This is a genomic window from Roseofilum sp., from assembly GCF_982964205.1.
The window spans coordinates 1-20,880 of sequence record NZ_CEZBFX010000033.1; the positions used below are offsets into that span (position 1 = coordinate 1).

Genomic DNA, 20,880 nt, shown 5'->3' on the forward strand with positions numbered 1-20,880 from the left:
TCAACAACTCTTGCGTTAGAGGCGATCGCCGCAAGGTTCGCAAGATAGAGGAAAAGGCCATAAATCCAAGTGTTACCGAATGGGAGTCCAATCTATTATTTTAAACCGGGAATGGGTTATTGGCGATCGGTCATGGGGAATGAGAGATGAGACCCTTTAAAATAGAGGAACAGCTCCTCTGCTTAGTAAAATGCTCTAGAGTGACTAACCGTATGCTCAAAGTCATCACAGAGTTTGTTCACCAGATCTTCCATTTCTTTGAAGAAATAGTCTCCTACAGTTTTCCGCTTAGTGGCTTTGTACTTTCGATAAATCTTAGCAAAATCTTCATAAATTTCATCTTCAGATACATCAGAATTAATTTTAATAATCAGGCGTTTACCCTCTTCAGAGTCCCTGACATATTGAAAGAAATCGCGAATCTTGGTCTCAAATTCCTTAATGCGTGCGGCTTTGAGATCCTCTTGCTCATTACGGGACTCAATAATTTCTAGGATATTAAATGGGTAGACAGTTTGAGCCGGTTCTTTACCCTTGGCCACTTTAGTTTCTTGTTTTTTCTTAGGTTCCTTTTCTTGGGCTTCAACTTCGACAATACCGATTTGATTGTCAAAGTAAACTTCAATCGCGTCTTTGATATCATCACTACGGTGGTGCTGATTATAGAGCCGATTGAAGAGGTGTAGGAAGGCTAAAAAGCTGGGTTCCTTATACTTTTCATCGATCGCGATCACATACTCAATACGGTTAAGGAGGGTGAAGTATTGCGCTGCTTTGGCTTTGGCATCGGCGGTATGCTGAGGGTCGGCCCAGATGTGGTTTTCAATGTTGCTTTCTAAATCCAGATAGCTTTCTGGATCGTTGCGTTTGGCATTGTCGTTAAAGATGTGAAGAAATAGGTCAAAAAACTGGTTATATACTCCAGACTTTTTGAGTTCTGAAAAGAGGATCTCTAGCACCCGGCGATCGCTGAACGGGTCAAAGTCACTCACCACCACATCAGAGAAATGCTCAAAGGCATCTTTGATCGTTTGGACGTTGACATTATTGTAAGAGAAGTCAACGATCTTACAGTCGTTTTTATATTTGGCTGTGCGGTCAACCCGTGAAATGGCTTGAATGGCGGCAATACCTCTGATTTCTTTATCAAGGAATAGGGTATGGAGTCGCCGCTCATCAAATCCGGTTTGCAACTTGGCAACGACGATAATTAAGCCATTTTTTCTGAGGGCAAAGTTTTCTAAGACTTTTTCTTCGCTGAGTCCATCATTTAACCCAGTAGCGCTTTGCTGGTCTTGACTGCTGGAATAGACGACATAGATCGGAGCATCGGCGTATTTTGCGTATTTGGGCTGTTGGGTAAAGGTTTGGAAATGTCGCTTAATGGCTTCTGTGTAGAGAATTGCGGCTTTGATGGAGTACACCGCTAACATGGCTTTGCCTGTGCCTCTGATTTGTCGATAGACATCTTTAACGAGTAAATCTGCAATATATTTACTAATTGCGTCAATTCGTTCCGGTTCTTCGTAGATTTGCTTTTTATCCACGTCTTTGTAGTTGGGTTCCTCAAAACCCTCTAGCGGGTTGCGGGGAAGATCGAACAGCATTTTTGAGGCAACGGGAACGATATTTTTGATGGGGTTGAGGATAAACCCATCTTTGATCGCTTCATTCATGGTGTAGGAGTCGAAGGGAACCCACAGTTTTTCGCTTTCGGCATAGCCGCTAAATTCTCCGAAGCGTGCCAGGGTGTTATCGTCTGGGGTGGCAGTGAAACCGATGAGTAGGTTTTTCTTGGTGCGGATGAGATTATATTGGCGGTTTGCGTCAAAAGGGGTTTGTAACTCATCGAAGATATTGATCATTTCTTCGTGTTGGCTGCCACTATTGGAGCGGTGAATCTCATCAATGAGGAAGACGATCCGGAGTTCCGCCAGTCTCTGGAGGGTGTCAGCATCGAGAATTTTTTGCACGTCTTGGAATTTTTGCAGGTTGATGATGACTAAGCGCTTATCCGAGGTGAGGGCTTTTTGAAAGGTCTTTTTGTCGTGGGCTTCTAGGAACATGGACTTTTCAATGTTCATGTTCCGCATTTTGGCATCAATCTGGCTGCGGAGTTGGAGGCGATCGACCACAATCATAACTTTATCGTAAACATAAGTACCATTGCGGCGCAGGTCTTTCAGTTGCAGTCCTGTCCAGCCAATAATATTGGATTTACCAAACCCGGCGGCGTATTGCAGCAATAGGGAATAGACGTTTTTATTATTGGCGTAGGCTTTACGCTTTTCAATCAGTTCGGCGCGTTTGGTTGGAGCAACCTGGGCTAGTTGTTGCTCTAGTTGGTGAATGAAATAATCATCTTCGAGTTCGTGTGCTAAAAACTCGTCAATTTTTGCCAGAATCTTATCTGTGCCAAATTTTTGTTTGGGACGGGGGCAAATCAGTTGTCCTTTTTCGTCTTTGAGTTCTTTGCGACCGTTGATGGTGCAAACTTCCCGCTCGATGAAGTTGTAGTAGAGTATTTCTTTTTCAATGAAGCTTTTGCCGTAGTGGTAGCTAAAAAGTTCTTTCAGTTTGTCTTTTTTGTCGGCGTGAGGGTTGAGCAGGGGATAGGGTTTGAAGTCTTGTAGAACTTTCTTGGTGTAGTCCTCTCGATCGAATTTGCCTTTTTTACAGGTGTCTAGGGCTTCGTCAAAGAATTGGTCAATGGTGCGGATAATGTAGGTTTCGGCAATGTCGGTGGTGGTGATGTGAATGGCTTTTTCAAAGATTTTGAGGAAGTCTTTGCGGTAGTGGGCTTTTTCGGATTCGCTCAGATGAGGGTTTTGATCGAAGATTTCGTAATATTTTCTGACGGCTTCAAAATAATCTTTGGAAACTTTGCCCCGTCCGTTTTTCTTGGCGGTTTGGTTGCTAAAGTTGGCTTTCAGTTCGCTATAGCCCAGATACAAGCCATTCACAAAAAAGCTGAGGTCAGGACGGAAGGAAAAAATCTGTTTGCCTTGATAGTCGTATTTATAGGGCAGTTCTTGAATGACGGAAAAGATATTTTGCTTGAATAGGTCGCTATCGTGAATCACGCTGTCATCGGTGTAGAACAGATGGAGCTTAATGCCATGTAGGGTAACGGATTTGTTAGCGTTGATAAACAGCGCCATGTTCCGACTGCTGGCGATTCGTTCTTGGATGAGTTCGAGCAGGTCGGTGAGCAGGGTTTGGGCGTTGCCGTTGTATTTCCTCAGCAGGGTTTCGTAGGGCTTTTGGTTGAGGGTGGTGTTAGAGATAAACTCTTGTAGATCATCTTCAATGATCAGGGAGTTGGTAACGGTGTTGGGTTTGACTTCCCGGTAGTCTAGTTCGGTTTTGATGAACGGGACGAGGAATTTATCTTGCAGGTGTAGTTCACTCATGGGTTAAATCACCTTTATTTTGCCTGTGACAACATCATTGATTAGGGTTTTACGGAGTTCTTGGAGCTTTTCGACTTGGGTGTTGATGTTTTGAATAATTTGGTCTATTTGGGCGGTTTTGGTGTCGAGGTAGTCGGCGATCGCTTTTTGATCTTCAAAATTGGTAATTAGAACGAATAGATTTTCTAAAACTTTCATACCAATATTAGGCTGTGTTCCAAGTGACCAATAGGTTTGAACCTGTCGTTGAAAATGTATAGAAGATAGAAAATAAAATAAATATCTAGGATGATTTTGTTTGCTGGCTCTGATTAAAGCTAAAGGCGACCAGATATTAAAATTTATGTCTCTCGATACATAGCCAATTTTTCCAGTGGTAGAACCAGATTTAACAATAAAAATGTCATCTTTTTTAGGTTTACACTTTGCTGAATATACTTTATCTGTCTCTTCTGAAATATAGCCTCGCTTTGCCTCGAAATTTATCTCTCCATTCTGAACCGCCTCAGCAGATATGAAAGGAACACCATGATCTACAAAAGTTGGAGTTTCATGGGGGCCATCGGTAATCTTTATGCTGACAACGTTTTTTAAATGCTGAAGTTTCCAATGTTCAGGAATATCGCCTATCCACTCAATGCCGCTATCTTTCATCGGCACAGACTTATCTAGACCGCGTGTGACGGTTTCGTTAACGATCGCTCTCTTCAGTTCCTCATAGCGTTGGGCTTTTTGGGTGAGCAGGTCAATTTGGCGATCGATCTGGGCGGTTTTGGTGTCGAGGTAGTGGGCGATCGCTTCTTGTTCGTGTAAAGGTGGAACAGGTAATAAGAGCCGCTTAACTCTATCCACTGCCAATCCAGGTTGAGCCGCAGATATTGAGTATTGATTGAGGTTCATAACTTGGAGCATTGCCCCATACCATTTCACATCAATTTTTTTATTGTGATAAACAACTACAGCATGTTCAGTAGCCCAGAATTTCCCTGAAGCGTGGTTTATATTTCCACATAACGCACCCTGACGACCAATTAAAATATAATTTCCATCATTTGTATAGCCTGAAAAGTATCCACGTATTCCGTTGCCACCATATACAGGATATTTACCCTCATCTTCTATCTGCTGTGAGGTGATGTTGATGCCACTTTGGAGAAATGATAAGTCTTTAATACGTTTTTCTTCCCAATGCTCAGGAATTTCGCCGATCCACTCGATGCCACTATCTTTGTACTGGTCATATCGACTAAATTTTAATTTCATAATGCTAGACCCTCCTCTAATGCCTTCAAATCATCGTTCAAAGCATCTATCTCACCTAATATTTCCTCCACACTTCGCAACTGCTCAGGCTGATAAAACACCTTATTAAAATTAATCTCCACCCCCACCACATTTTCCAAATACTCAAACGGCTTCGTGATGTACTTCGCCATAAAAGCTTCAATCGCCGCCCGATTCTCATCCGGGTCACGGTGATAGGGAATAATCTCATAATCCTTCTGAGTATCCGGCATTAACTCCACCGTAATTACAATACTTTCGGGCTTCGTTTTCGTCTTTTTCTTAAACGCCGACTTCACCACAATTTTTCCACAGCCCAACGCTTCCCGCTTACCCAACGCCTCCTGAATCAGCGTTTCTTGGTCATTATCAAAGCTGTATTGCTCCTTTTCCGTCGTCACCACCAACGGCTGTTCTTTATAGTCCAACGAACTGATAAACGGCTTAATCTCCTGCTCAAAATAGGTCGCCAAATCCCCATCAAACGAGTCAGGAGTAACCATAATCTCAAATTCCGTTAACGATCGCTCTCCATTGTCCAACTTGATGGGGTTTAGCTTCAAACTTTTTTTACTCTCCTTGAGGCGACTGGCAAACGTTCTCCCCTGCTCATCCACATTCGTGAGCATAATCGCCTGCTTATTAAAATAGAAAAACTCCTTATCAAACACCCTGGCATAGTCGTTATCTGCCCACTGCGCCAACGTTGCCACAATCTCTAAACGGTTGGCCTCATCCACCTCTTTCCGCTTAGAGCCTTTATTTTTCTTCAACGGCTTAAACTTTTCACTCGCATTAATCAACATCACCCGATCCTTTCGTTCATCAGGTTTCTGCTTATTCAGAACCCACAAATAAGTATAAATGCCCGTATTAAAAAACTCATCCGTCGGCAACTGAATCACCGCTTCCACAAGGTCATTATCTAGCATCCACTTCCGGATATTGCTTTCCCCTGACCCCGCATCCCCACTAAACAGCGTCGAGCCATTGTGAACCACAACACCCATACCTGTTTCATTCATCTTCGAGATCAGGTGCTGCATAAACAACAACTGCCCATCCGATACCGAGGGCAAATACTGAAAGCGTTGGGTCTTGTCGTTGCGGATATCCTTCTGAAAGCCCTTCCAGTCCACTCCATAGGGCGGATTGGCGATCGCCACATCAAACTCATCATCAAAAAACTTGTCATCCGTCAGGGTATTACCATGCTCGATTTTAGAATCCACCCGAAACCGACTTTCAATCTTGGCAAGGGCGTAAAGGGGATCATTCCAGTCTTGCCCAAACGTCTGAGTGAGGCGGTTTACCTTTGCCTTAATCCGATCTTCCACCCCAAACAGCAGGTTTCCACCCCCGCAGGTACAGTCATAGATTTTCAGTAGGCGATCTGAGTCCTCAATCTTTGACGCGATAATCTCCGCAATCAGGGCGATCACATCATCCGGGGTGTACTGTTCCCCTGCTGTATCCGCAGAAATATCCGCCCAACGGCGCTTGATATGTTCTTCTAGGGTGGTAATATCTGAGTTATTAAACGGCTTTAGGTCAATGCCACTCCACTCTTTGACGTAGCTAAACAGCACCTTCTTCCCTTTCAGTGTGGCGATCGCTCCTTTGATATCGAGGTACTTTTCCCCCTCAAAAGCATCCACCCCCAACAAATCTCTCGTTTCCCCGTCAAATCCTTTCAGATAGGCATCAAAGTCAATATCAAAAGCTTTATCGTTCTGGCAGATGTCCTTTAAAGTCTGGCTTTTCTCAAAAATATAGACGTTGTAGCCTTGTCCCTTATCTTGAATTAGCTCGCTCAAATCATCCGGTTCAATCTCAAAGAGAGTATCTTCCCCCAGTTCCACCTTTAACTCATCAAACATCCGCAGCAAACGGCTCTCAATCATGACTAGGGCAAAGAACGGCATCATATAGGACGGCCATTCTGATTCTTTGATGCCACAGCCCCGCAACAGGTCAGCCGTAGACCAAATCGTTGATTCGTATTGCAGGATATTGGCTGTAGGGTTTGATCTGGTCATTTCAGAAAGAGTACGATTCGTTTCAACGGAAACCTTTTATCATAGCTTCTAATTGCGCCGCCCATCGGTTCGCCTCTGCCGTGGTTGCCGCTGCCACCAACAGCGATCGCACTAATCAAATTTTGTATATGATGGATCTAGCCATTTTTGACACCTTGATATAGAGGTGCCCTTAATTTACAGCAATTAAACAAACACTCTAAAATCATCAAACTAGCTGAACAATATCACTCCACTAATATTAGAGGATTAGGTTCAGTTGCCAAAGGTAAAAACACCGAAAATAGTGACATTGATTTCCCGATCGATCCCAAACCAGAACAAGATTTATTTGATGTTATTCATTTACGAAGAGCATTACAACAACTGCTTACCCATAAACAGACAATAGGGATCGGGCTGATAGTCACCAAAAGGTGGACAGTCCACATATCCTAATTTTCGATATAAAGAAATCGCTTCGGTTTGATAAATTCCGGTTTCTAACTTCGCCTCACGAATTCCCAAATTAATCAGATGGTTTTCCATTTCACCCATGAGCATCCGAGCTAACCCTTGACCTCTGAACTCTGGCTTGACATAGAAGCGTTTCATCTCCCCATAATCATCAAAGATTTTGACGGCTCCAATTCCTACCAATTTGCCATCCACAAAAGCACCCATCATATGGACATTCTCTTGAGAGAGAACATCCACCGAATCTAAATAATTACTTTCATCAGGATAAAATCCCTGGAGATAGATATCCAGTTCTGCAATTAGCTCTTGTGCTTCAATAGCTTCAATAACTTTCAGCATTCTCAGGTTTTAGGATGGATTGGGAGCCGTATAGCCTTGAAGACTTTCCGGTTCAAAGGTGTGAATGATGACAGTCGCTTGCTCAATCAGATTACTTGAGCCTTGTACCACAATTAAATACTTGCCTTCTTGTAAGCGGTTGCGATAGGGAAGAGCATCGCCACTACCGCTAATTAAACCGACACCACCACCAACAAATAAAGCTCCTAGCCCGCCAGAAGCAGCACCTAAAATCCCACCAACAACATGATTGCCGATTTCTCCAGCCCAGGCGAAGGTATTCAGCCCAGAAATGACGCTAAAGGTAGCCCCACCAAAAAATCCAAAGGGGACTAACCAAGTCGCCATCAGTCGGGCTTGTTTTTGGGCGGCTTGGTTGGGGTTAATCAGGCCAAACTCATCAGCACTTTTGTAACCTTTACCTAAGATGTTAACTTGGCTTGTGGGTAAGCCTCCTTTTTCTAAGGCACAGTAGACTCCTTCAGCTTGAATGCGATCGCGCAATACGGCAACTAGATAATTCATCAGCTCTGGTAATTTAACTCAACACTCTGATCGCGGTTCTTCCTATGATACCGGTTTACGCCTAAGCTGATAAGAAGAGTCTCAATCGAGCGACAATAGTCACAATTCCCAATTGCGCGATCGCCTCCTACGACAGAGTGCTACATATCATACAGCGCAAAGCCCTCTCCGTCGAGGAATGAGGGAAGTCAACAACAGACTCAATCTAGTCAGTGAGCGATTCTGGCGATCTTTAAAAACCGCCATTTGATGTACTGCATAGCAGAGAAGGCAAAAAAGCTCAAATGGGTTCTATCGATAGTTCAACCGTTATGAGCGAAATTGGCGTAACACTTCAAATGCTTTTTCCCTCATCGGTTGAGGTAACCGAGACAGTCCCAATCCAATCCAAGCTTTTTTCGGTGAACAAGATCTTCCTTTTTGAATCAACTCTCGACCTTCTGTAACTTGATTTTTTTCCACCAGACGCAACCCTAACAACAGTTGAGTTTCTTGCAACCGTTGTTGGCGAATCGTTTCTAACTTTCGATCTTCAAACTGGTAGCTCGATAAATAATTCAGTTTATCTCGTAAATACGGAATCGCTCGCTCGATCCCTTGCTGTTCTGGATGAAATCGATATTCCATTAATCTCTGGGGTAAATAGTACCCCTTTTTACCCGCCAGAGCTATCCGAACAAACAAATCATTATCTTCACAATTTTGTAAATGAGGTCGCATAAAATCAACCTCTTTGAGTACCTGAGTCTGAAATAGGGTTGCACCAACCTGAAAACTTTGCTGAACAAAAACTGTTTCCAGTAAGTTATTGACCTGGCCTTCTAATAATTCAGTTCTACCCCAGCGACGAGAATTAATTTCTGTTTGTTCTAGATTCCGTTGATTATCCAGATCGATAATCCAATGATCGGTTCCCACAAAATCGATTTCTGGATGGTCGATCAAGATTTTGCTAGTCGCTGCTAAAAAATCTTTCCCTAATCGGTCATCATCATCGAATTTAACAAAAAAATCACCCTTCGCTGCATAAAAACCTGACCGCATATTATTACTTTTCCCAATATTTTGATCGTGGCGAATATAGGAAATTCTATCATCCTGTTGCTGATATCCAGCCATGATCTGAGGGGTTTTATCCTGAGATCCATCATCACAAACAATTAACTCCCAATCCATTTCAGTTTGTGCGAGTACACTCTCAATCGCATAGGTCAAAAGCTGAACTCTGTTAAATGTAGGAATACAAACACTAATTTTAGGGTGACTGGAGTTCATAAAAATAGGGTGAAATAAAAACTATAGTCAATGGGCTAAGGCTATACCCAGAAGTATTGATCTCGGCAAATGATAAAATCACCTTTGGGAATCTGCGCGATCTATGCAATCAGAGATAAGATAGCAAAGATATCTTATCTCTGATTCAATGTCTCTCAATTTTTATGAAAATTTTAATCCTCTCAGTAACCTTTCCCTATCCTCCAACACGGGGGGGAACTCAGGTGAGAACTTTTAATTTACTCAAATATTTGAGCTACAACCATTCTATCACCCTAGTGACTCAACGTGCCAGTGATGTCAGTGATGCAGAAATTGAAGCCTTGCGCGAGTGTGTGAAGGAGTTAGCGGTCTTTCCTCGTCCCTCAGAACCACCTCCTGGAAAGTTCTCTAAACTCAAACGCTTGCAGGACTTCTTTCAACAGGGAACTCCCCCTAATGTGAGAGCTGTCTTTTCAGAAGCTATGCAGCAATGGGTCGATCGAGCGGTAGCTGAGGGAGACTTTGATGCGATCGCCTGCGAACATAGTGTTAATGAAATCTACATCCGTCCGGAATGGAAATCGACCTGCGGTACGGTGGTCAATATCCATAGCTCGGTCTATGGTAGTTGCAAAAATCAGTTGGAGACTAAAACTTCGGAAAATCAACTGCGAGATAAAATTAATTTGCCTCTACTTCGACAGTATGAAAAACGCTACACGAGCAAGTTTAGGCATCTTGTAGTCACCACAGTTGAGGATAAACGAACGCTGCTGGAGATTAATCCTGAAAGTACAATTAGCGTGATTGCAAATGGTGTAGACCTAACTCTGTTTCCTAAGCGTACTGAAGATCCGGGGGGATATCAATTGGTATTTATTGGAGCGATGGATAATATTGCTAATATTGATGCGGCTCGTTTTTTGAGCTTAGAGGTATTTCCTCAAGTGCAAAATCGCTATCCGGATGCATCCCTAATGTTGGTTGGCGCTAGGCCGGTTCCAGAGGTGAGTTCTTTAGAAGAGCGGCCGGGAATTACGGTGACGGGGCGAGTACCTTCGATGGTAGACTATTTGCATCGCTCGACGGTTTGTGTGATTCCGATGCGTACTGGGTTTGGGATTAAGAATAAGACCCTGGAAGCGATGGCGGCTGGTATTCCGGTGGTCGCGAGCGATCGCGGTTTGGAGGGCTTGGCTGTTGATGGGCCGGAGATTCCCCAGCGGGCCCTACGAGCCAATACCTTAGAAGATTATGTGGTGAATATTAGTCGTTTGTTTGAAAATCCTGCTTTAAGAAAAAAACTATCCCGTAATGGCCGAGATTTGATTGAACAGGAGTACACTTGGGAACAGGCAGGTATGCGCTATGAACAAGCGTTGATTGCTTCTACCCAAGGTTAATCTAAATCATTAGAGGGTCTGATTTATTCCCACTGAAAAGCTATGAATGAGGATACAGGAAGCGTATTTTCTGAAACTAACCCTAGACGGCCTTCTTCCCTACAGGCCCTTTTTGGCCTGATCGTTTTGACCTTGGGATTCTCTAGTGTAATGGCTGGAGTTTGGGTGGCCTTAAAATTGATGGTTAATCCAGATGCTCTGATTTGGGTCAATCAATATTTACCAAAAACTACTCAGTTAGGAGAAACGAATCGTCGGTCTCTACAAACCTTAGATGAAATTGAAGAAAAACTGATTCAATCGGGTTATACTCCTGGCTATCCCTTGCAGATGAAGGTGGGCCCCTATGAGGATATGATGCTACCGATTTTTGCCCATCGCCAAGGGTGTCAACCGGATGCCCCAGGATCGCCGCCTTGTCGGTATATCGATCAGTTAAGGGTTTATCGCCGGATTAGCGATCCGGAGCCGTTTGAGCGGGAGAAACCGATGTATCAGTTTATTAATCAACTGGAGATCGAATCGCTAACTGAGGGCTTTGTCCTCAAGCCTTTGAACTTAACAATGGAAACGTCCAATGAATTCCTACCACTAACGGGTTTAAAGTGGAGTAATAGCGCTTTGGTTAATGGTGAGTCGGCCCAGTGGGTGCATCTAACGGGCACTATTACTCGGGAAGGAAAAGAGATTCTCTATGGTCAGACGATTTATTACAATCCCAAAACCACTTATGTTGCTTCGTTTGCCAGTTGGACAAGTCCTGCCCATGAGTTGCCAGTATGGTCGAAGCATCCGAAGTGGCCAAAACAGCCGTTTTTGACGGTGAATCAAACGGTGGGTTTGGAACCGCAGTTTAAGATGTATCAACTGCAACCGAGGACATTTTTACCTGCACCCGTGGAATTGCAACCGGTTTCTCTGGATCGGATGTTGTTGAAAGGTTCTGAGTATACAGAGGCGATGCAGTTGGCTAAAAGTGGCTTATGGACTCCGGCAAAGCAACGGTTGCATGGCTTATGGAATTTACCGGGATGGTCAGTGGATATTCAAGGTCAATGGGAGTTGATTAACCGTCATACCCAATTGAGTGCCCACAATGCTCGGCAATCTTGGGCTTCTCCGAGTCAACAGATCTTGACTCGAATGATCGATGGGCGCTGGGATGAGGCGTTGCAGATTTATGAGGCTTCCGAGAACCGGGAAGAAATGAATCGCTTGTTGGCGACGGATACGGGGGTATTATGGAATCGGATTAAGGGGGCGATCGCGGTTGAACCCAATCACAAGGGGGTCCTGACTTGGGGGGCCTTGCTGCGGGCAGCTCAGGATGGACCGGAAGGGGCGATCGCTTGGCTCAAACAACAAGGAGTTGAGGAGGATTGGGAGATTTTTGATGAAAGCATTTGTGACGGGGGGAACGGGTTTTGTGGGGGCGAATTTGGTGCGATCGCTCCTGGACAAGAATTATCACGTTCGGGCCCTAGTGCGTCCCCAAAGTAGTTGGGATAATCTGGATGGACTCAATATTGAAAGGGTGGTAGGCGATTTTCATGCCCCCAATTTAAGTCAGCAAATGGCTGGATGTCAGGTCTTGTTTCATTGTGGAGCGCATTATTCCCTATGGCAAAGGGATGCTAAAGCACTCTATTACGATAATGTGGTGGGGACGCAAAAGATACTGGCGGCCGCTCGTGAGGTAGGAATTGAGCGCACGGTTTATACCAGTTCTGTGGCTGCTATTGGCGTGGGAAATGGGCAAAAACCTGTAGACGAAACCCACCAAAGTCCCTTGAATGAACTGATTGGAGAGTATAAAAAATCTAAATATCTGGCGGAACAGGAAGCCCACAAAGCCGTTAAACTGGGGCAAGATATTGTGATTGTTAATCCCAGTACGCCTATCGGCCCCTGGGATCGAAAACCAACCCCCACTGGGGATATTATGGTCCGTTTTCTGCGTGGGAAAATGCCGGCTTATGTGGATACGGGATTGAATTTTATCGATGTGCGAGATGTGGCTGAGGGTCATATTCTGGCACTCGACAAAGGGAAAAGGGGCGATCGCTATATCCTCGGAAATCAAAACCTGACGCTCAAAACATTCCTCGAATATCTGGCAGAAATTACCGGAATCCCTGCACCCACGCAAACCGTCCCCCTATGGCTTCCTCTGACAGTTGCTTGGATAGATGAAATCCTGCTCGCACCTCTCGGTAAATCGCCCTCGGTTCCCCTGGATGGAGTGCGGATGTCCCAACATTCCATGTACTATGATGCGTCTAAAGCTGTCCGGGAATTAGGTTTACCCCAATCCAATATTAAGGGTGCAATTAAGGAGGCGGTAGAATGGTTTCAATAATTAACAATTAACAATTAAAAATGAAACAGCCCTACCTTAGATCAAGTCCAGCTAATCAGTTATAAATAAGTCATTGCGAAGGTCACGAAGCGGAGTGAAGCAATCTAGATCATCTCGGAGGGATCATCATGGTTACAACAGTAGAAAAACGCAAAGTTATTAGCTTAGAAGAGTTTTTGGCACAGCCAGAAACCAAGCCTGCCAGTGAATATTTCAATGGGGAAGTGAGTCAAAAAATGATGCCACAAGGAAAACATAGTATTTTACAGGTTGAACTTGCCTCTGCAATTAATCAACAGGCGAAACCTAATAAGTTAGCTTATGCTTTGACAGAGTTGAGATGTACATTTGCTGGGCGTTCTATTGTGCCGGATATCGCCGTGATTCGTTGGGAAAATTTGCCCAGAGATGAGGAGGGAGAAATGGCCAATCATTTCGATCGCCATCCGGATTGGATCGTTGAGATTTTGTCACCGGATCAACCGATGGCATTAGTGATGGAAAAAATTCTGTTTTGTCTCCAAAATAGCACAGAATTGGGTTGGCTCATTGATCCTAAAACCCAATCGATTACTGTATTTCAATCGGGTTTGCCCAAAATTTATCGAGTCGCTCATGGGGATACAGAACCGTTACCAATGTTGACGGGTTTAGAAGAATGGACGTTATCCGTAAACGATATTTTCGGGTGGTTAAAAGTTTAGAGTTATTTAATCGGCGCTTGGAGATTGACGGAGATCGTTGTCATCCGGCCAAAACTTATCATCTAACACTTGTTCAATCGCATAAGGACAGTCCACGGGAAAAATACTCAAAGGCAATTGTGTCTCGTCACTCGCTTCCTGTCGTGCCCGTGAATAAGCCGTTTGCAGTACTTCTGGGAGATACAGCGCTTTGCGCTGCTATGAGGGACAGTATTGAATCCTTAAAGCCATATACCACAACCCTATTCCCTAGCGCAAAGCGCTATAATTTTTCAAGCTGGGCGAATCTTCCAAAGCGTAGAGAATGCGGGTGCGATTTTGGGTGATGCTTTCTGCCCAACTGCCTGTGCGAAATTGGGACTGAAACTCCCATTTTAAAAGATGTATGAGTACAACCGTCAAATTGCTCTTGACGCTACGACGTTCGCTTTTTCCCATATCCTCAATTTCTGCAAGCAAATGCTCCCAGTCCACAGGGTTGTAATCGCGATCGCGCAGCAGTAGGAGTGAAAAATTTTTCGCCCCTACAGATGTATGTCAATTCGCAATGACTTTTATAATGAATTAGCCAAATATGATATTACTTCATCGTTGAAAGATCTAGGGCATCAAAGGATTGGAAAAATGCGAGTAGTTTACGGGCAATTTTGACCACACCACCGCTAACATTGGATTCAATATTCAGGGGAATCACCGGATCGTGGAGGGACAAACGCAAGAGAAACCATCCATCTTCTTCTGGAGCAGTGCAGGAAACTCGCACGCCTTCATAGTTATTGGGAACTACACTCCAGTTCGGTTGAGCGTTAGCAAAGGTTTGCAAGGCTTCAATCACCTGATTACCATAGGGTTTGAAGTCATCCAGGGCAAGTTTAATACGGAATTCCTGGCTTTCGACAGGTTCTTTGAGGTTAGTGATTAAATCATTGAGCGATCGCCCTTCTAATTTCGCTTTTGCCAATTCGATCGCCAGTTTACTGACTAAGTAAGCTCCATCATCAAGAAAATAGTTTTCTTTCATTGCTGCATGACCGGAGGTTTCAATAGCTAACCAAGATTCCTGACCTTCTGCGTTTAATCGTTGGGCTTCATTGATCACATTTTTATACCCACGCTTAAACCGATGATGAGTTCCCTTGAGGTCTTCGGTAATGAACTTCGCTAAACCATCAGAGGTAATGGAGTCCGTAACTATAGTCGATCCGGGATGTTCCCGCAACACAATAGCAGAAATGAGGGCAATGAGACGGTTGCGGTTCAGTTCTTTACCCGTCCCATCTACGGCTCCCCCGCGATCTACATCAGTATCAAAGATAATCCCCAAATCCGCTTGATTCTCCGTGACCGCTTTACAGATAGCATCCATTGCTTTGCCATTTTCGGGGTTCGGTACATGGTTAGGGAAATGGCCATCTGGGTCAAGAAATTGACTCCCTGTGGTGTCTGCACCCAAGGGTTGCAAGACTTGACTGACATAAAATCCCCCTGCACCATTACCGGCATCAACGACAATTTTGAGACCTTTCAGAGGTTGCTCAAAATTGGTGGGATGGTTCGTGCCTTCCCGGATTTTTTGCACCAGTTGACCGGCATAGACGCTCATAAAGTCTTTGGAGGTAATGATTCCGGGGGTAGGTGCGGGTGTAAAGTGGGTTTCGGAGGCAATGCTCAGAATCTGACTGATATTTTGTTTTTCTAATCCCCCTTTAGCCGTAAAAAATTTACACCCGTTGCGATTTGAGGGGAGATGGCTAGCTGTCAACATGATTGACCCATCGCACATAAACCCAGGGGTTACCGTACTCATGAATAGGGCAGGGGTCGAAGCCAGTCCGAAATCATACACTGTTGCACCCAGGGCGGCGATCGCTTCCATCATCGCATCGATCAATTCTGGCCCAGAAATACGGCTATCGCGTCCCAACCCTAGAGTTAATTCTGTAATCGGTTTTTCTAAAGTTTGACTGAGCCAAGTGCAAAAACTTTGACCAATTTTACGGCAAACGTCCGGCGTTAAATTAACCGGCTCATCGGGGATCGAGGGAAGTGCCACCCCTCGAATATCTGAGCCATTTTGTAATTTTTTCCAATTGATATCATTAACCATAGCTAGTAAGCATAGATAAAGCTAACTTTCAGAGTACCCTAAGTTTCGCTTTTTTCCTCTAAGCTTAAGATAATTTACCGATCTGCCCTAAGTTGACAAAAAACTGAACTCCATTAAACTATAATAAAGACGCTACACTGAGTGATTATGAAACAACTTGCTCTAGACTTGAATCCAAATCAAAATTTTGAATATCAATTATTTTTTAAGCCTGATTTTGAGGTGAAATCCTGTTTTGAGTCTAGTCTAGGTATTTTGTTTGAGCAAGACTGCTTGAGTATTTTGGAAAATATTGAAGATCGAGTGGCTGATGTTGTTTTTGCCGATCCTCCGTTCAATCTAGGCAAAAAATATGGTCAGAAATCTAATGATTTACGCTCTGATGATGAGTATTTATCTTGGTGTTTTTCCTGGATCAAAGAATGTTGTAGAGTTCTTAAGCCAGGAGGAAGCTTTTTTCTATATAACTTACCGAAGTGGAATATTATTTTAGGTAATACTTTGATGCAAAATGGGTTGGATTTCCGCCATTGGATTTCCGTAAATGTTAAATCCAGTATGCCCATTCCTGGTCGATTATATCCCAGCCATTATAGTTTGCTGTATTATTCTAAAGGTAAACCCAATGTCTTTCAGAAAATTAGAACGCCAATAGAAACCTGTCGCCATTGTGGTAAAGAAATTAAAGACTATGGGGGACATCGTAAATTTATGAATCCTCTAGGCGTGAATTTAACGGATGTTTGGAATGATATTCCTCCGGTGCGTCATTGGAAATTCAAGAGTCCCAAGAGAAAGACAAATCAGTTATCAACTAAGCTGTTGGAACGGGTAATACAAATGTCTAGCTTACCCGGAAATCTCATTATCGATCCGTTTGGTGGAAGTGGGACAACCTATGCTGTTTGTGAAGTAACGGGACGTAATTGGATAGGGATGGAAATTGAAAATTGTGATGTTATTGTTGAAAGATTGACTGAGCGGAATTTATGCTATCATGACAATAGAGATTATGTCGAAAGTTAAGCTTTAGCGCGTCCATCGGTTCCTTTAGGGATTCTGGGGACTTCGTAGCTGGTTCGATCGTGTTCGACTCCAAAAATAAGTAAACTCCCTTGATAACATGCTCCACAATTGCGCCAAAAATCAAAATACGGTTCGAGTTCTTCAAAGTTGCCAATGCGGTCAGTTAAATATTGGGCTAAATTGCGGCAAGGCACAACAACAAAACCAGCTATAATAGAACGCTTCTGAATTCCTAAGACAATTTTATTAATTGATCGGTGGCTTGAAGAAATGTTGCCGGTTTCCCATTCTACAGCTATAGCTTGTCCGGCTTGACTGAAAACAGCATCTACTTTACCCAGTTCTGGGCTGATTTCGTATTCAATCTGCCAATTCTGAGCTTTTAGGTATTCAATAAACTTGAACTTAATGGGTTTAACTCCATTACCTTGCCCTCGTTTTTTGCCACTTTCTGGATAGATAGTGAGTTGACCACTGTTTTCTGGCCATTCTACTTGTTGAATCGCCTCTTGAACTTGTTGTTTGCTTTGTTGATAGAAGGACTGTTGTTCAATATCTGGAAAACTGAGTAGTTGTTCACGTTTAATAATTTTCATGGTGTTTTGTGTGTTACGATCGCGACCAGAACAAAGGCAAAGGAGATGAGGAAAATGAGTCAAGTGTTTCTCACGTTAGGATCGCTATTCGCAGCGATCGCCGTTGCTGCCGGCGCTTTTGCCTCCCATGCACTCAAAGATCAACTGAGCGATCGCTCCCTGGAAATCTTTGAAACTGCCAGTAAGTACCAAATGTATCACGCTCTTGGCATTATCCTAGTTGCCCTATTGCTGAGTTTTATTCCTTCTGGAAATACCTGGATGGTGACAGCCGGATGGGCATTTGTCGCCGGGATTCTCCTGTTTTCCGGTAGCCTATATGCCCTCAGTGTCACTGGAATCAAGAGCCTGGGAGCCATTACCCCTTTGGGCGGTGTAGCTTTTTTAATCGGTTGGGGCTGTTTAGCTCTGTCTGCATGGATGAAAACGGCTGTTTAAACTGAAGACTAAATTATTTAAACGTTACTGATACTTCCCCCAAACCCTCATATCGCGCTCGAATCATCATTGCCTCCTTTACCGGAGTTAAAGGGGTAATGGTTCCTAAAGATAACAAATCTCCCGGCTTGAGCTGAATTCCAGCAGCATTCAAATCCTCTTTCAGCCATAATACGGCTTGTAAAGGATGCCCTAACAGTGCAGCACTGCTACCCTCGGATAGTTTCTCTCCTTCGCCATTTTCCATGACTACCGTAATGGAGCCTAAGCGCTTTTCCCATGCGGGAGTCGCCTCAAGTGCTACCGGTTCCCCCAAAACCCCTAACCTGGCTCCAGTATTGATAGCAACTAAGGCAGGGCCATTTAAGGGTACAGTGCGATCGTATATCAGATCGGCCAATTCAATAAAGGGAATAACAGCATCTAAACTCTCCAATACCTCTTGGGGAGTTCTAGCTTGATTGATCTTTGCATCTCTGACGCGCACGATCAAATCCGCTTCAAATACGCCACGAGTGCCAAAGTTGACGGGAACAGTTGCACCACTTGAGAGTAACATTTCTTTTAATAAAGTTCCCCGTAGAGGATGGGAAACCCCGAAGCGCTCCTGAGCCACAGGACTGGTTAAAGCGGCTTTATAGCCGACAATGGGCCCAAGTTGGGGAATGAGGGCTTGTACAAATTGTTGCTGAAATTGAGCAGCTTGTTCTAGAGTGCCATTGGGAGCGATCGCTGAAACTGGAGTACGATTGATATAATCTCTCACCAAGCGCTCTACAGAACTTGGCATCGAACGAACTTCAGCCCAGACACTGCCGGTGAAGAGTATGCCTCCAGAAAGTCCTATCAGTAGAGGTTTTTCTAATCTCCACATCATAATCGTCTCGTCCTACTCAAAAAAATGGATAAATCAAAGTGGCCGTGGCCTTATTATAATTCAGAAAATAAGGATAAGTCCCAAAGTCTAAAGGCTGCTGTTCCTACTGTTTTTTCTTGGAACTTTTTCATCAATCTATTCTGTTGATCGGAAGAAAAATGACATTTCCAATCCCCGTAAACTGACAGGTTTCATCCAGGGTCATAGTTCGTAATTCCTGTATATTTGTTAGTTATTGATAAATCATCCTAACCCTAAGAAAAAATATAACCTTGACATTCAGATGTATTTAAGCGTGAGATTAAAATTGATAGGCAACTTCCACCAAGCACTCAACATCGAATGGACTTGAGCCGAAATATTGCCTGTAGAGAGGATATCACAAGAGGCGATCGCCTCTTCCCCAAAAAATCCTGTCAGTAACAGTTTCCAGAATCTCCATACCATCATTATCTTGAGTCTCTGCGTTAGAGCTTCAATATCTCACCTTCTCCTAGCGAGCAACTACAGGAAAACCGCACAGGCACTAGAGCAACAACGCCCACGCACTCAACAAGCCGAGCAACTGGCAGCCTATCTCAAATCCCTCGGATTCAACCCAGACGAGATAAACCCTCTCGATGAACAGTGATGATCGTGAAGCACGATGTGGCACAATAAATGGGAAGCGCAAGAATAGGGTAGAGTTCAGAACATGACCAAGTTCGTATTTGTCACGGGGGGTGTAGTTTCCAGTATTGGTAAAGGAATTCTCGCCGCCAGTTTAGGACGACTGCTCAAATCACGGGATTATTCTGTTTCTATTCTCAAACTTGACCCCTATATTAATGTAGACCCCGGCACAATGAGTCCTTTTCAGCATGGGGAAGTCTTCGTTACCGAAGATGGAGCAGAAACTGACCTAGATTTGGGACACTACGAGCGCTTTACCGATACTTCCATGTCTCGCCTCAATAGTGTCACCCAAGGCTCTATCTATCAAGCCGTGATTAATAAAGAGCGTCGGGGAGACTACCATGGGGGAACAGTGCAAGTGATTCCCCACATTACCCATGAAATTAAAGAACGGATTCACCGGGTAGCTCGTAACTCTACCCCAGATGTGCTAATTACCGAAATTGGTGGAACCGTCGGTGATATTGAATCTCAACCCTTTTTAGAAGCAATTCGCCAATTCCGCAAAGATGTGGGACGCAATCAGGTGCTGTATATTCATGTTACCCTCGTGCCCTGGATTCCTTCGGCGGGAGAAATGAAGACGAAACCCACCCAGCACTCAGTGAAGGAATTGCGCTCGATTGGCATTCAACCTGATATTTTAGTCTGTCGGTGCGATCGCCCCCTACCCGACTCCCTAAAATCCAAAGTCTCTGAATTCTGTGATGTTCCCGTCGGATGTGTGATTCCCGCTCAAGATGTCAGTACCATCTACGAAGTACCCTTGAGAATGGAAGAGGAAGGATTAGCCACCCAAGTGATTGACTTACTGCGTTTAGAACAGCGTCCTCCCCAGCTCCAAAAATGGGAAAGCCTCGTCGAGTGTCTCTCTAATTCTACTCGCTCCCTAGAAGTGGCGATCGTCGGTAAATATGTCCGCCTCACCGATGCCTATCTTTCCGTCATTGAAGCCCTACGCCACGCCGCCATCACCATTAACTCCCATGTTAATATTCACTGGGTCAACTCTGAAGACTTAGAAAAAGACGGAGCCGAAACCCATCTCCAAGGCATCCATGGCTTAGTCGTTCCTGGAGGCTTTGGCATTCGCGGTGTAGATGGCAAAATTAAAGCCGTTGAATATGCCCGTTCCCATCAAATTCCCTTTCTGGGATTATGTTTAGGAATGCAATGTTCCGTGATTGAGTGGGCGCGAAATGTAGCCCAATTAAACCCTGCCCATAGTGCCGAATTTGAACCCCAAACGCCTAACCCCGTCATTAACCTATTACCAGAGCAAGAAGATGTGGTGGACTTAGGCGGAACCATGCGTTTAGGACTCTATCCTTGCCGCATATTGCCCAATACCTTAGCTGCCGAACTCTATGAAAAAGAAG

18 protein-coding genes and 1 pseudogene are annotated in these 20,880 nt (G+C 44.1%); 8 read left to right on the forward strand and 11 right to left on the reverse strand.

Translation table 11 applies throughout. From position 1 onward, the window contains the following. Positions 1–182 precede the first annotated feature (182 nt). Genes AC3A14_RS10535 through AC3A14_RS10545 form a run of 3 tightly spaced genes read right to left on the reverse strand, consistent with a single transcriptional unit; the run spans position 183 to position 6,736 of the window. Complete coding sequence (locus AC3A14_RS10535) at positions 183–3,413, reverse strand: DEAD/DEAH box helicase family protein (protein WP_318734915.1); 3,231 nt, start codon at positions 3,411–3,413, stop codon at positions 183–185. 3 nt (positions 3,414–3,416) lie between these two features. Beyond that, positions 3,417–4,676, reverse strand: a complete 1,260-nt coding sequence (locus AC3A14_RS10540) for a restriction endonuclease subunit S (protein WP_318734918.1) — start codon at positions 4,674–4,676, stop codon at positions 3,417–3,419. After that, positions 4,673–6,736 carry an HsdM family class I SAM-dependent methyltransferase gene (locus tag AC3A14_RS10545; protein WP_318734922.1) on the reverse strand — a complete coding sequence of 688 codons (2,064 nt, stop codon included), beginning with the start codon at positions 6,734–6,736 and terminating at the stop codon, positions 4,673–4,675. Before AC3A14_RS10545 ends, AC3A14_RS10540 begins: the two co-directional genes overlap by 4 nt. Positions 6,737–6,943: 207 nt before the next feature. Between AC3A14_RS10545 and AC3A14_RS10550 the strand changes: the two genes are divergently transcribed. After that, a complete protein-coding gene (locus AC3A14_RS10550; RefSeq protein WP_413038667.1) occupies positions 6,944–7,174 on the forward strand; it encodes a nucleotidyltransferase family protein in 231 nt (76 codons plus the stop codon). Here AC3A14_RS10550 and AC3A14_RS10555 read toward each other — a convergent pair. From AC3A14_RS10555 to AC3A14_RS10565, 3 genes are all read right to left on the reverse strand, one after another. Next, positions 7,094–7,534 (reverse strand): GNAT family N-acetyltransferase, encoded by a 441-nt coding sequence (locus AC3A14_RS10555; protein WP_318700704.1) that lies wholly within the window; start codon positions 7,532–7,534, stop codon positions 7,094–7,096. The genes AC3A14_RS10550 and AC3A14_RS10555 overlap by 81 nt on opposite strands. A 9-nt stretch (positions 7,535–7,543) precedes the next feature. After that, entirely contained in the window at positions 7,544–8,059 is a 516-nt protein-coding gene (locus AC3A14_RS10560) for a hypothetical protein (protein ID WP_318732638.1), read from the reverse strand. A 309-nt stretch (positions 8,060–8,368) separates the two neighbouring features. Beyond that, positions 8,369–9,334 carry a glycosyltransferase family 2 protein gene (locus AC3A14_RS10565; protein WP_318732639.1) on the reverse strand — a complete coding sequence of 322 codons (966 nt, stop codon included), beginning with the start codon at positions 9,332–9,334 and terminating at the stop codon, positions 8,369–8,371. Positions 9,335–9,498: 164 nt separating this feature from the next. Here AC3A14_RS10565 and AC3A14_RS10570 point away from each other — a divergent pair, with 164 nt between their 5' ends. From AC3A14_RS10570 to AC3A14_RS10585, 4 genes are all read left to right on the forward strand, one after another. Then, positions 9,499–10,719, forward strand: coding sequence for a glycosyltransferase family 4 protein (locus AC3A14_RS10570; protein WP_318732640.1), 1,221 nt, complete (start codon positions 9,499–9,501; stop codon positions 10,717–10,719). Between the two features lie 42 nt (positions 10,720–10,761). Then, on the forward strand, positions 10,762–12,219 hold the full coding sequence (locus AC3A14_RS10575; RefSeq protein WP_318732641.1) for a hypothetical protein: 1,458 nt from the start codon (positions 10,762–10,764) through the stop codon (positions 12,217–12,219). Next, entirely contained in the window at positions 12,113–13,078 is a 966-nt protein-coding gene (gene hpnA / locus AC3A14_RS10580) for a hopanoid-associated sugar epimerase (RefSeq protein ID WP_318732642.1), read from the forward strand. The genes AC3A14_RS10575 and hpnA overlap by 107 nt, the downstream gene beginning before the upstream one ends. 128 nt (positions 13,079–13,206) lie before the next feature. After that, positions 13,207–13,782, forward strand: coding sequence for a Uma2 family endonuclease (locus AC3A14_RS10585; protein ID WP_318732643.1), 576 nt, complete (start codon positions 13,207–13,209; stop codon positions 13,780–13,782). 6 nt (positions 13,783–13,788) lie between these two features. On the opposite strand, the pseudogene AC3A14_RS10590 reads toward AC3A14_RS10585, so the two are convergent. Together AC3A14_RS10590 and AC3A14_RS10595 are read right to left on the reverse strand one after the other, a co-directional pair. Further along, positions 13,789–14,283, reverse strand: a pseudogene (locus tag AC3A14_RS10590) (DUF29 domain-containing protein). A gap of 79 nt (positions 14,284–14,362) precedes the next feature. Next, positions 14,363–15,889: a phosphomannomutase/phosphoglucomutase gene (locus tag AC3A14_RS10595; RefSeq protein ID WP_318732644.1), complete on the reverse strand. Its 1,527-nt coding sequence runs from the start codon at positions 15,887–15,889 to the stop codon at positions 14,363–14,365. A 147-nt stretch (positions 15,890–16,036) separates the two neighbouring features. Here AC3A14_RS10595 and AC3A14_RS10600 point away from each other — a divergent pair, with 147 nt between their 5' ends. Then, a complete protein-coding gene (locus tag AC3A14_RS10600; protein WP_318732645.1) occupies positions 16,037–16,915 on the forward strand; it encodes a DNA-methyltransferase in 879 nt (292 codons plus the stop codon). Here AC3A14_RS10600 and AC3A14_RS10605 read toward each other — a convergent pair. Then, complete coding sequence (locus tag AC3A14_RS10605; protein ID WP_318732646.1) at positions 16,912–17,511, reverse strand: PDDEXK family nuclease; 600 nt, start codon at positions 17,509–17,511, stop codon at positions 16,912–16,914. The genes AC3A14_RS10600 and AC3A14_RS10605 overlap by 4 nt on opposite strands. Positions 17,512–17,565: 54 nt before the next feature. On the opposite strand from AC3A14_RS10605, the gene AC3A14_RS10610 reads away from it, so the two are divergent. Beyond that, a complete protein-coding gene (locus AC3A14_RS10610) occupies positions 17,566–17,949 on the forward strand; it encodes a DUF423 domain-containing protein (protein ID WP_318732647.1) in 384 nt (127 codons plus the stop codon). Between the two features lie 13 nt (positions 17,950–17,962). Here AC3A14_RS10610 and AC3A14_RS10615 read toward each other — a convergent pair whose 3' ends face one another. Next, the gene (locus AC3A14_RS10615) at positions 17,963–18,826 is read right to left on the reverse strand and encodes a 2-keto-4-pentenoate hydratase (RefSeq protein WP_318732648.1); all 864 of its coding nucleotides are present in this window, start codon (positions 18,824–18,826) and stop codon (positions 17,963–17,965) included. 279 nt (positions 18,827–19,105) lie between these two features. Further along, on the reverse strand, positions 19,106–19,276 hold the full coding sequence (locus tag AC3A14_RS10620; RefSeq protein ID WP_318732649.1) for a hypothetical protein: 171 nt from the start codon (positions 19,274–19,276) through the stop codon (positions 19,106–19,108). 244 nt (positions 19,277–19,520) lie between these two features. Here AC3A14_RS10620 and pyrG point away from each other — a divergent pair. Beyond that, positions 19,521–20,880, forward strand: a 1,360-nt coding sequence (pyrG, locus tag AC3A14_RS10625; RefSeq protein WP_487778995.1) for a CTP synthase, incomplete at its 3' end; no start/stop codon positions are given.

What these genes read in the sequence shown, in the direction of transcription:
- AC3A14_RS10535 (WP_318734915.1), bottom strand. Translation starts at nt 3,413, where the DNA reads ATGAGTGAACTACACCTGCAAGATAAATTCCTCGTCCCGTTCATCAAA.
- AC3A14_RS10540 (WP_318734918.1), bottom strand. Translation starts at nt 4,676, where the DNA reads ATGAAATTAAAATTTAGTCGATATGACCAGTACAAAGATAGTGGCATC.
- AC3A14_RS10545 (WP_318734922.1), bottom strand. Translation starts at nt 6,736, where the DNA reads ATGACCAGATCAAACCCTACAGCCAATATCCTGCAATACGAATCAACG.
- AC3A14_RS10555 (WP_318700704.1), bottom strand. Translation starts at nt 7,534, where the DNA reads ATGCTGAAAGTTATTGAAGCTATTGAAGCACAAGAGCTAATTGCAGAA.
- AC3A14_RS10560 (WP_318732638.1), bottom strand. Translation starts at nt 8,059, where the DNA reads ATGAATTATCTAGTTGCCGTATTGCGCGATCGCATTCAAGCTGAAGGA.
- AC3A14_RS10565 (WP_318732639.1), bottom strand. Translation starts at nt 9,334, where the DNA reads ATGAACTCCAGTCACCCTAAAATTAGTGTTTGTATTCCTACATTTAAC.
- AC3A14_RS10570 (WP_318732640.1), top strand. Translation starts at nt 9,499, where the DNA reads ATGAAAATTTTAATCCTCTCAGTAACCTTTCCCTATCCTCCAACACGG.
- AC3A14_RS10575 (WP_318732641.1), top strand. Translation starts at nt 10,762, where the DNA reads ATGAATGAGGATACAGGAAGCGTATTTTCTGAAACTAACCCTAGACGG.
- hpnA (WP_318732642.1), top strand. Translation starts at nt 12,113, where the DNA reads ATGAAAGCATTTGTGACGGGGGGAACGGGTTTTGTGGGGGCGAATTTG.
- AC3A14_RS10585 (WP_318732643.1), top strand. Translation starts at nt 13,207, where the DNA reads ATGGTTACAACAGTAGAAAAACGCAAAGTTATTAGCTTAGAAGAGTTT.
- AC3A14_RS10595 (WP_318732644.1), bottom strand. Translation starts at nt 15,889, where the DNA reads ATGGTTAATGATATCAATTGGAAAAAATTACAAAATGGCTCAGATATT.
- AC3A14_RS10600 (WP_318732645.1), top strand. Translation starts at nt 16,037, where the DNA reads ATGAAACAACTTGCTCTAGACTTGAATCCAAATCAAAATTTTGAATAT.
- AC3A14_RS10605 (WP_318732646.1), bottom strand. Translation starts at nt 17,511, where the DNA reads ATGAAAATTATTAAACGTGAACAACTACTCAGTTTTCCAGATATTGAA.
- AC3A14_RS10610 (WP_318732647.1), top strand. Translation starts at nt 17,566, where the DNA reads ATGAGTCAAGTGTTTCTCACGTTAGGATCGCTATTCGCAGCGATCGCC.
- AC3A14_RS10615 (WP_318732648.1), bottom strand. Translation starts at nt 18,826, where the DNA reads ATGATGTGGAGATTAGAAAAACCTCTACTGATAGGACTTTCTGGAGGC.
- AC3A14_RS10620 (WP_318732649.1), bottom strand. Translation starts at nt 19,276, where the DNA reads ATGATGGTATGGAGATTCTGGAAACTGTTACTGACAGGATTTTTTGGG.